Here is an 8,772-nt window from a genome sequence, read left to right on the forward strand (position 1 = left end):
TTCTATCTGACAACTGAAACGTTGGAGTTTTTGGTGAGAATTTCCTATTATTAGGATAAGTAAAAATTTCGGAGTAGAGATTTTTTCGATTTGGAGTCGAGCTGGAAACTGAAACGTTGGAGTTTTTGGTGAGAATTTCCTATTATTAGGATAAGTTAAAATTGAGACGAGAAATTGTTTCGATTTGGATTCTATCTGACAACTGAAACGTTGGAGTTTTTGGTGAGAATTTCCTATTATTAGGATAAGTCAAAATTTCGGAGTAGAGATTTTTTCGATTTGGAGTCGAGCTGGAAACTGAAACGTTGGAGTTTTTGGTGAGAATTTCCTATTATTAGGATAAGTCAAAATTTCGGAGTAGAGATTTTTTCGATTTGAAGTCTACCTCAAAACTGTAACGTTGGAGTTTTTGGTGAGAATTTCCTATTATTAGGATAAGTTAAAATTGAGACGAGAAATTGTTTCGATTTGGATTCTATCTGACAACTGAAACGTTGGAGTTTTTGGTGAGAATTTCCTATTATTAGGATAAGTAAAAATTTCGGAGTAGAGATTTTTTCGATTTGGAGTCGAGCTGGAAACTGAAACGTTGGAGTTTTTTGTAAGAATTTCCTATTCTTAGGATAAGTCAAAATTTCGGAGTAGAGATTTTTTCGATTTGGAGTCGAGCTGGAAACTGAAACGTTGGAGTTTTTTGTAAGAATTTCCTATTCTTAGGATAAGTCAAAATTTCGGAGTAGAGATTTTTTCGATTTGGAGTCGAGCTGGAAACTGAAACGTTGGAGTTTTTTGTAAGAATTTCCTATTCTTAGGATAAGTCAAAATTTCGGAGTAGAATTTCCTATTCTTAGTATAAGTCAAAATTGAGGGTAGAGATTTTTTCGATTAAGATTATTTTCTATGGGAAAAAAAAGGGCAAAGGTGAACTTTGTAAAAGTATAGATAAACTTTGTGCAAGTCTGGATGAAGATATACAATTTTATTTATATTTACCTTTTGTCAAAAACGACGGCAATCAAAGAATTTTTAATTGTTTATTCGGAGAAACTTATCTTGGTGTATATAGATATAAGACAAACTCAAAATTAAGCTTTTGTGGCATATATGAAACAGATAAATATTTAAAAATGTACGAAAAATTAACAGGAAAAACAGTTACTTCTAACTCTTTAGACAGTTTTGTAGATATAGCTTTAGAAGAGTGGCACAAACGACAGTCAATTTAGAGAAATCTGGAAAATTTTAAAACTATGCTCAAAAAAACAGAAGATAAATGGGAATTTTAAATTGAGGAAGATTTAGAAAATTTTGTTTGGGAAAATTTACCAAATTTATTGAAGTTAAACCCATTGAAACGCCAACATCCTATTAATAGAGAAAAGTCCGATATTTTACCAGTATCTAAAGACCGACAACTCGCAATATTAGAGTTGAAAAATATTGAAGACCGTTATATTGTGCAGCAACTTACTTGATATTATGATAATTTATTAAATGAAAAACCATTCCCTACAGAAATAGACTATAACAAGCAAATTCGTTTAATAGCGATCGCTCCCTCTTTTCATAGATATAATTTCATCGATCAAAAACATCATCAACTTTTGTTTGAATTTCTTATATTTGAAATTCTTGAATCGACAAACCAGCTTAACTTTATTCTCAAGACTACAGGCGGAAATTTATTCTCAAAAATTCAGATTCCTTATCCTCAAGAAAAAATTATTCTTGCCTCTCAAACTACACCCGATTTAATTACTATATCTGAACCACGTAAACCACTTTTAAGAACCTTAGAAAATGAAAGTATTGAGACACAATATACTGTATTGAAACTCCGAGAAAAAATTATAAAATTTGACAAATATATTGGAGAAAAAGCACAAATTTTACTATTACTTACGGTAAAAAAAGGAAAGACGGTGAACTTTGCCAACCACCACACAAACTTTTAGGAGGATTTCAATTTCCCAAAGATGCCCCTGGTTTAGAAATGTTTTTGTATTTACCATATCGGCATTTCAAATCATTACGAAGATATATGCGCAACCAATATAACGATCTAAAAAGCGTTAAAATTGCAATTTTAACTGATGATTGGAAAACAGCATTAGCATACAAAATTCCTAGTCGTTATAGTTATAGAGGTGAAACAGGATACTATGAGATTGAAGGATATCTAGAAATGTATGAAAAAATCACAGGAACATCTATTAAATCTAAATCTATCGATGCCTTAGTTGATTTAGCTTGATCAGAATGGCAAAACAGAAACTCATCATAAATGAATCAAAAAATTAGTCAAAATAGAAAATTATTATATTTAGGAAAATAGTTAAATAAGTAAGCGGAAATCAACCTAACTATCTAACAAAATATAAATCAGCAAAAACCGGACTTATCCACAAACATTCCTGTATGCTTCCCCAATAATTTAATTAGTGAATAAATCTACTTTCAGAGATTAGGAAGCTTTTTTATGACCAGCATTTTAGCAGACATCATAATTTACTCCCTACACTCTAGTTAGTTAAATCAATCATAACGAATCAGCGTCTATACCCAAATCTCGTAACTTAATAGCTAATCTTTCAACTCGTTGTTTTTCTTGTTCAACTCGTTGCTTTTCTTGTTCAACTTTTTCGCTGCTCCATAACAACAAATTCCCTGACTTATCCCACCATCTTAACCAGTTAATATTTTGCCCCAGTCTTTCTCCTTTCCATATTCCCAAAAATAGCTCTAATTCTGGTATCTAAAAATGCCCCTTCTCATGTTGACAAAAGATTAAATCTCTAAGATCACCATGAATGTATGTTAATGTCTAATAGATATCTCCAACAATCAGAAATCAAATCAATTATCATACAAAAATTATCAATTATTTCCCCCTATTGCCTATTCCCTATTCCCTGTTCCCTATTCCCTCTTTTCTAATGAATACACCAAGTCATGCCATTATTAATCTCGCACTTCTTAGTAAACCTCAACTACCACAAGCTAATCTTGCTATTGTAATTGGTGGAATTTTACCCGATATTCCTATCTTTATTTTCTACTTTTGGGCAAAATTTATTGCTCGTTTACCAGAGACAAAAATTTGGTCAGAAGCATATTATCAACCATTAATCCAAAATCTTGTTGCCATCTTTCATTCTATTCCTTTGGCTATAATTGGATTGCTAATTTCTTACTATTTTGGTTGGCAAATTCTACAAGTAATTTGTATTAGTTTAGTATTGCATTCTCTTCTAGATTTGCCAGTACATAATGATGATGCTCATAGACACTTTTTCCCTTTCAGTAATTATCGATTTATTAGTCCTATTTCCTATTGGGACCCGAAGCACTATGGCTCAATTGTTGCTTTGATAGAAATTTTGCTAGTTTTATTAGGGACTTTACGAGTATTTCCCGGAATTAATTCTAATGTAGGAAAAGGATTAATGATTTTAGTAAATATATTTTATTTAGGTGGTTATATTTATTTTTATCTTCGTTCTAGAGTTTTAATCAACTAGATAACAAAAGCCTTTCCTTGAGTAGAGAAGTAGGTAGGACGTTCCATAACAAAAATGCGTTTTATGTCGCGCAGCGTTAACGTTTGCGGTAGCATTCCGTAGGAAAGTTGTGCTTTAGCTAAACGTCCGTACACATAAGAATAATTAACACGATCCTAGCTTATAATTATCAAAAAAGTCATTCTGACTATTCTACTATTCTAATTGCTTAATAATTTTTTTTCACCCTTTGCCTTCTTCCTTTTTCCTTCTTCCTTCTTCCTTCTCCCTACTCCCTATTCCCTATTCCCTAATTAGGGTTTGCTGAATAAATTTTAAAGCATTTACAGATCAAGGTTTTAGCTGTTTTAGGTCTGGAAAAAGTACAAGGTTTTTGCTACGCAAGAGCTGCATAAAGTTAGGATGAAAGGGTTGACAAGAGCCGAAAAATTATGAATTAAATTCTTCCTTCTGCCTTCTCTAAATTCCTTACTCCTCCAGTCTCGAGTCTCCTGTCTCCTGACTCCTACCCTCACCCATAAGACTTTTTCAGCAAACCCTAATTATTTAACACCGCCGAATATTAAAACAACACCACTCTCCTCGCTTCCAAAGAGTAGCTACAACCCAACCATTTTGTTCTAAAGTATCAGCAATTGATTTAGCTTGCTCTAATAAAATTCCACTCATAATCCCCCAAGTAGTCGGTTTAGCGATCGCTTCGAGATGGGGAATTATATCAATAATAACTTCAGCTAAAATATTACAAACTACACCATCTACAGGTTCAGGAACTATTTTAATTAAATGCTCAATATCTCCCTGTTCAACAATTAATTTTTCCCCATCTATCTGATTTAATTTTCCATTATTAATAGTCGATCTAATCGCTAAAGGATCGATATCTACAGCATAAATCTGACGTACTCCTAATAATGCTGCCCCAATGGACAAAATACCACTACCACAACCAATATCAGTAATTATCGCTTCAGGATTCGGTTCTAAACCCAAGCGCATTTCCAATGACTCTAAACATAATTCTGTAGTAGGATGAGTACCAGTACCAAAAGCTGCTCCTGGATCTAAACGGAGAATAATTTTATCTGACTCCTCTGGTAAAGCTAACCAAGCAGGATGAATCACAAAGCGATCGCCAATTTCTTGAGGTTGCCAATATTGCTTCCAACTACTTGCCCAATCTTCTTCCTCAATTAAATGCCAATCCATTACTGGAGTTGGTAAATTCATACATAGAGCATCTTGACGCAGACTTAAACTCAGAGCTGACAAGTCCAATAGTTGAGTTTGCTCTTCTGGTAAATAAGCTAATACTAAACAATCATTACCTTTAACCTGACTCGCTGTCCCCCGGCAACCAAAATTATCGAGACGCCAGAAGATTACTTCCTCCAAACTTTGGTCACACAAGACTCTAATTTCCCACCAGTTATATGCCATAAAAATAGAATTTAGAATTCAGAATTCAGAATTTAGAATTTAGAATTGGTTAAATAGAATTTAGAATTGGTAAATTTAGCTTTAGTTACCCGGTGTGCAACTTTTTCCAATCCACGAGATATCGGGAGTTTTGAGAACTATACTTGACAACTTAATACCCAGGATGCTGATTATTTCCTAGAAAGTTGCACATCACGTTTTAGTTCTGCATTTTCATTTTCAATTCTAAATTCTAAATTTCAATTACCTTTAATTCTAAATTCTACATTCTACATTCTATATTCTAGAGAGCAACTGTATAAGCATCCCTAATTCCTGGTTCCTTAGTAATTTCAGTTAATATTTCTTCTGGCAATGGGTCATCAATACTTAATACCATCACTGCATCACCTCGAACAATTTTACGACCGACCTGCATACTAGCAATATTGACATTAAAATTACCAAGAAGTGAACCAATTTTACCAATAATTCCCGGCATATCTCGATGGAGAGTCAATAACATATATGGACTAGGAGGAACATTAATTGGAAAGCCATCAATATTAGTAATCCGAATCTCATCTTCTCCAAGTACAGCACCTCTAACAATATGGTCGCCTAGAGAACCCTTTGCTTCCAACTGTAATGAACCAGTATAGTCCCGGACTGAAGCATCTCTAGTTTCCACTACCCGAATACCTCTTTCCTTAGCTTCAATAGAAGCATTTACATAATTGACGCGCTCTCGCAAAGCTTGAGAAAGTAATCCCTTCAAGGCAGCTACTACTACAGGTTTACTATCTCCAGTGGCCAAATCTCCTTCAAGACTAACATTCAGAAAATCAATACGCCCACCTGCTAACTGACTGACCAAATTACCAAGAGTTTCGGCCAATAATAAATAAGGCTTGAGTTTTTCTAAGGTATCTGGATACATACCAGGGATATTCACTGCCGATCTAGCAGGCAACCCTAACAATACATCTCTAATTTGTTCAGCAACATCTACTGCCACATTCACTTGAGCTTCAGCAGTAGAAGCACCCAAGTGAGGAGTCATCACAATTTTTTGCCCCAACTCTCGTAGTTGAGACTCAGCCTCTAGAGGTTCATTTTCATACACATCTAAAGCAGCTCCAGCAATTTTTCCTTCTTTTAGAGCTTCAGCTAAAGCAACTTCATCAATAATTCCACCTCTAGCACAATTAATAATCCGAGCTGTAGGCTTCATTTTGGCAAAAGTTTCAGCATTAATAGAATGATAAGTTTCGTCAGTTTTGGGTATATGAAGAGTAATATAATCAGACTCCTGGACTAATAGTTCCATATCTACCAAACTACAACCCAATTGTTCTGCTCTTTCTGCAGAAATAAATGGATCGTAAGCCAAAATTTTCATACCCATAGCTTTTGCCACCTTAGCTACATGGGAGCCAATTTTACCCAAACCAACAACACCGAGAGTTTTTTTGTAGACCTCTACCCCAAGAAACTTTTTGCGGTCCCACTTACCACTTACAACTGATTGGTTAGCTTCTGCAACGTGGCGCGACATAGACAACATCATCGCTAGGGCGTGTTCTGCTGCTGCAATGGTATTTCCTTCTGGGGAGTTAACTACCACAATACCTTTACGGGTTGCTGCTGGTACATCTACGTTATCTACACCTACTCCAGCACGTCCAATAATTTTTAACTGTGTCGCAGCTTCTATGATTTCTTTGGTGACTTTAGTACCTGAGCGAATCATTAAACCATCATATTCTGGTATTATTTTGACCAATTCTTCTGCAGGTAAACCTGTTTTTACATCTACCTGAGCTACTTGGGAGAGAATATCTATTCCACTTTTATCGATTGAATCGGATACAAGAACTTTTGGCATAGGAATTAGTTGAATAATTTGGATTATTTGATTGTTTTTCTGATAGAACTTACGCAGAAACCGGGTTGATCGAGAAAATTTCCTGGTTTAAGCAATAATTAGGGCAATAAACCTGGTTTCTTGCTTAGTTGCCTAAGTCCTGTCTGACTGAATTTTCTGCTTCAGTTTAATTTTTTTGTGCCTTAAATAACAGCTTCACCCTTTAGAGTACCAGTATGGCCCTATAATTTAATTGATTGTCAGAAAGATTTTAGATTGCTTTTGTTAATTTCTATGAATTATCTCGTCGCTGTATTATCAGACCGTATTCAAGCTGAGGCCGCCTATTCTGCTTTGGAAAAAGAGGGTTTGCCCATGAAACAAGTGGCGATATTGGGCCGGGGCTATCAAACTGCCGATGAATATGGCCTAATTGATCCGAAAGAAGAGGCCCGCAAACAAGCGATGCGAATGGTGATTTGGCTTGTACCTTTTGGGTTTGCTGCTGGTTTTACTTTTAGTGTGATTACGGGTTTGAATACTTTTGCTTGGGCAGGGGAATTTGGCAATCATTTTATTGGGGGTATATTGGGTGGTATTTCTGGTGCGATGGGTGGTACTTTTGTTGGTGGTGGAGTGGGTTTGGTTATTGGTAGTGGTGATGCTTTGCCTTATCGTAATCGTCTGAAGGCGGGTAAATATTTGATTGTTGTTCAAGGTTCGGAGGCTTTGACTCGTTTAGCAACTCGCACTTTATATCAGTTTAAACCAGAAAATATTCAAGGATATTCTGCTCCAGATAATTAACCTTTAGACATCTCCAGAAAAGAGGGAACACTTAACTGGGAACACTTAACTGGGGGGAGTAATTGATAATTTATGAGTAAGAATTGATTTGATTTTTGATTACCGGAGATGTCTTTTGTAAAATTTATTTGTCTGAATGCGATCGCAAGTTCTGTTAACTCTCAAAACTGGATTTCTTGTCGATCGCATTGCTATATCTGGCAACGTTCTAAATAAATTTGAGCTACTCGAACGCTAGGATTTTGATTTAGACAATCTGGAAATAGTTGAGCAGCTTGACTTATTTTTCTTTGAGAATAGAGCAGAGCATCATTGCTTATTTAAAGATAGCTTTTGTAATTTTTTTCTCCTCTACACATTCAGGTGAATCTACATCAAAAACTTCAAATAATGTCACTATTTCTGCTTTTCCTTTAACTTTGACTCTATCAATTAAACGAATGGAATATTCAAGGGAATTTTCTCGGGAATTAAAAATCCTCAAACCTTTTTTTTTGTAATTTGTAAATATGCCAATTACATTTCTAGATTTGGCAACGTTCTCAATAAATTTGAGCTACTTTATCCCTAGGATTTTGATTCAGACAATCTGGAAATAGTCGAGCAGCTTGACTTATTTTTCTTTGAGAATAGAGCCGAGCATCATTGCTTATTTAAAGATAGCTTTTGTAATTTTTTTCTCCTCTACAGATTCAGGTAAATCTACATCAAAAACTTCAAATAATGTCACTATTTCTGCTTTTCCTTTAACTTTGACTTGATCAATTAAACGAATGGAATATTCTCGGGGATTTTCTCTGGAATTAAAAATCCTCAAACATTTTTTTTTGTAATTTGTAAATATGCCAATTACATTGCTAGATTTGGCAACGTTCTCAATAAATTTGAGCTACTTTATCCCTAGGATTTTGATTCAGACAATCTGGAAATAGTCGAGCAGCTTGACTTATTTTTCTTTGAGAATAGAGCCGAGCATCATTGCTTATTTAAAGATAGCTTTTGTAATTTTTTTCTCCTCTACAGATTCAGGTAAATCTACATCAAAAACTTCAAATAATGTCACTATTTCTGCTTTTCCTTTAACTTTGACTTGATCAATTAAACGAATGGAATATTCTCGGGGATTTTCTCTGGAATTAAAAATCCTCAAACATTTTT

The 8,772-nt window shown here is 34.7% G+C and carries 11 protein-coding genes; 6 read left to right on the plus strand and 5 right to left on the minus strand.

Annotated features, from left to right (window positions below):
* Positions 1-863: 863 nt before the first annotated feature.
* The 4 genes from F6K40_RS23380 to F6K40_RS23395 all read left to right on the plus strand — a co-directional run bounded on the left by F6K40_RS23380 (position 864) and on the right by F6K40_RS23395 (position 2,254).
* Positions 864-1,226 (plus strand): hypothetical protein, encoded by a 363-nt coding sequence (locus F6K40_RS23380; RefSeq protein WP_293139502.1) that lies wholly within the window; start codon positions 864-866, stop codon positions 1,224-1,226.
* Positions 1,227-1,349: 123 nt separating this feature from the next.
* Complete coding sequence (locus F6K40_RS23385; protein ID WP_293139503.1) at positions 1,350-1,475, plus strand: hypothetical protein; 126 nt, start codon at positions 1,350-1,352, stop codon at positions 1,473-1,475.
* Positions 1,476-1,604: 129 nt separating this feature from the next.
* Positions 1,605-1,955: a hypothetical protein gene (locus F6K40_RS23390; protein WP_293139504.1), complete on the plus strand. Its 351-nt coding sequence runs from the start codon at positions 1,605-1,607 to the stop codon at positions 1,953-1,955.
* 86 nt (positions 1,956-2,041) lie between these two features.
* Positions 2,042-2,254, plus strand: a complete 213-nt coding sequence (locus F6K40_RS23395; protein ID WP_293139505.1) for a hypothetical protein — start codon at positions 2,042-2,044, stop codon at positions 2,252-2,254.
* Between the two features lie 285 nt (positions 2,255-2,539).
* On the opposite strand, the gene F6K40_RS23400 is transcribed toward F6K40_RS23395, so the two are convergent.
* Positions 2,540-2,734 carry a hypothetical protein gene (locus F6K40_RS23400; protein ID WP_293139506.1) on the minus strand — a complete coding sequence of 65 codons (195 nt, stop codon included), beginning with the start codon at positions 2,732-2,734 and terminating at the stop codon, positions 2,540-2,542.
* Between the two features lie 202 nt (positions 2,735-2,936).
* Here F6K40_RS23400 and F6K40_RS23405 point away from each other — a divergent pair, with 202 nt between their 5' ends.
* A complete protein-coding gene (locus F6K40_RS23405) occupies positions 2,937-3,521 on the plus strand; it encodes a hypothetical protein (protein WP_293139507.1) in 585 nt (194 codons plus the stop codon).
* 546 nt (positions 3,522-4,067) lie between these two features.
* Here the strand turns inward: F6K40_RS23405 and prmA are convergent.
* The gene (gene prmA, locus F6K40_RS23410; protein WP_293139508.1) at positions 4,068-4,961 is read right to left on the minus strand and encodes a 50S ribosomal protein L11 methyltransferase; all 894 of its coding nucleotides are present in this window, start codon (positions 4,959-4,961) and stop codon (positions 4,068-4,070) included.
* Between the two features lie 283 nt (positions 4,962-5,244).
* The gene (gene serA / locus F6K40_RS23415; protein ID WP_293139509.1) at positions 5,245-6,828 is read right to left on the minus strand and encodes a phosphoglycerate dehydrogenase; all 1,584 of its coding nucleotides are present in this window, start codon (positions 6,826-6,828) and stop codon (positions 5,245-5,247) included.
* A gap of 273 nt (positions 6,829-7,101) precedes the next feature.
* Here serA and F6K40_RS23420 point away from each other — a divergent pair, with 273 nt between their 5' ends.
* Positions 7,102-7,614 (plus strand): hypothetical protein, encoded by a 513-nt coding sequence (locus F6K40_RS23420; RefSeq protein WP_293139510.1) that lies wholly within the window; start codon positions 7,102-7,104, stop codon positions 7,612-7,614.
* 316 nt (positions 7,615-7,930) lie between these two features.
* Here F6K40_RS23420 and F6K40_RS23425 read toward each other — a convergent pair whose 3' ends face one another.
* Positions 7,931-8,098 (minus strand): hypothetical protein, encoded by a 168-nt coding sequence (locus F6K40_RS23425; RefSeq protein WP_293139511.1) that lies wholly within the window; start codon positions 8,096-8,098, stop codon positions 7,931-7,933.
* Between the two features lie 165 nt (positions 8,099-8,263).
* Positions 8,264-8,431, minus strand: coding sequence for a hypothetical protein (locus F6K40_RS23430; protein ID WP_293139512.1), 168 nt, complete (start codon positions 8,429-8,431; stop codon positions 8,264-8,266).
* Between the last annotated feature and the right edge of the window lie 341 nt (positions 8,432-8,772).

This window comes from Okeania sp. SIO3I5, from assembly GCF_010672085.1.
In the GTDB taxonomy this organism is placed as follows: domain Bacteria; phylum Cyanobacteriota; class Cyanobacteriia; order Cyanobacteriales; family Microcoleaceae; genus Trichodesmium.

Bases quoted from the DNA above. Each gene is read 5' to 3' on its own strand.
- F6K40_RS23395 (WP_293139505.1), top strand. From the start codon at position 2,042: ATGCGCAACCAATATAACGATCTAAAAAGCGTTAAAATTGCAATTTTA.
- F6K40_RS23405 (WP_293139507.1), top strand. From the start codon at position 2,937: ATGAATACACCAAGTCATGCCATTATTAATCTCGCACTTCTTAGTAAA.
- prmA (WP_293139508.1), bottom strand. From the start codon at position 4,961: ATGGCATATAACTGGTGGGAAATTAGAGTCTTGTGTGACCAAAGTTTG.
- serA (WP_293139509.1), bottom strand. From the start codon at position 6,828: ATGCCAAAAGTTCTTGTATCCGATTCAATCGATAAAAGTGGAATAGAT.
- F6K40_RS23420 (WP_293139510.1), top strand. From the start codon at position 7,102: ATGAATTATCTCGTCGCTGTATTATCAGACCGTATTCAAGCTGAGGCC.